At 66.9% G+C, this 1,244-nt stretch carries 1 protein-coding gene and 1 pseudogene; both read right to left on the bottom strand.

The window, feature by feature from the left end; all coding sequences use genetic code 11:
* Positions 1–533: pseudogene (locus ACYVDE_RS23280) on the bottom strand (hypothetical protein); the annotation flags it as partial.
* Positions 530–1,244: DUF4129 domain-containing protein (locus ACYVDE_RS23275; RefSeq protein WP_460503911.1), on the bottom strand; the 715-nt coding region annotated here is incomplete at its 5' end. The gene ACYVDE_RS23275 and the pseudogene ACYVDE_RS23280, both read right to left, overlap by 4 nt.

The following is a 1,244-nucleotide window of genomic DNA, read 5'->3' as shown; positions in this document are numbered from 1 at the left end:
GCCAGACGCTCGACCTGTACGCCGAGCGAATCCCGGAACGCGCCGTTCAGGTCTTCGGCCGTGATGAACACCGCGTTGCCGCGGCGGGCCAGCGCCAGCAGCGCCCGGCCGTCGAGCCCATCATTGCCAAACACATTGTTGATGAACAGGTAGTTGGCTCGCAGGCCCTCGCGCAGGGGCAGGGCGTCGTTGCTTAAGTCGTAATCATGAACGGTGACGGAGTCGGTGCCCATCGAATCAGCCATTTGCTCAGCTCGGCGCCTGAAACGGGCATCTTCCGGTGCCTCATCCGAGGAAATGCCGGTGAGCTGGTTGTAGGGCGGCAGGCGCACTACTTCGATGGAGTCGGTGCCGAGCAGGCGCGGCAGCTGGTCGAACAGCGCGTAGGTGCCGTAGGGAATTTTGTCGGTGTTGATGTAGGTGGGCGTCCAGTCGAGCGGCTTGGGGCGGTGCGATTCCACCACCACGTACACCCCAAACAGCAGGGCCAACCCCAGCATGTACAGCCGAAAAGTGGTAACGTAGCGCATCATTGGGCGGCGAGGGGGCTGGAGGAAACGGCGGCCCGCACGGCCCGCTGGGCCGCCCGCACGGGCTGGTACTGCGCGGCCGTGAGCAGCAGCTCGCCGTACCACACGTACTCGAACTGGCGCGTAGCCACCCGAAACGCTTCGCGCAGCGGCCCGGCCGGCAGCTCGTGCAGGTAGGCGTGGTTGGTTTTATTGGGTTCCCAAAGCAGCAGGCCCTGGTCGCTGAGGTGCTTGAGGGCTTCGAGGTAACCCAGGCGCACGGCCAGGCGGTAGTTGCCTGCCGCTTCGGCCTCGGCCAGCCGGGCCGGAAAATCGACGCCGTGAATGTCCTCGGTTAGCACGTCGTAATCGAGCCCGGCGCGACGGGCCGAGCGGCCGAAAGCGCCGGTCAAATCCACCTTCAGCAGCTTGAGCACGGCAAACACCAGCGCCGCCACAATGGCCGCGTACCAGCCGTATTTCCAAGTGAGGCGGCCGCCGGGGGTGCCCAGCAGGCGCTCCAGTAGCCGGCGCACCCAGTACCAGAACCGGTCCCAGAGGCCCAGGCTTTCGGGCGCGGGCTCCTCGTACCGGAAGTTGGAATCGTTCTGCAGCTCGCGCAGGCGGGCTTCGTCGGGCTGACGGGCGGGCAGGGGCGTGCCGCGGTCGGGGGGCAGCGGCCAAGCTTTGATGGTGGCGTCGGTAGTGATGGGCTCGGTGGGGCGGGCGGCCGGG

The sequence above is a fragment of the Hymenobacter agri genome (assembly GCF_054778495.1).
The sequence above is the reverse complement of the archived record's forward strand: the minus strand, read 5'-3'. Positions and strand labels throughout refer to the sequence as shown.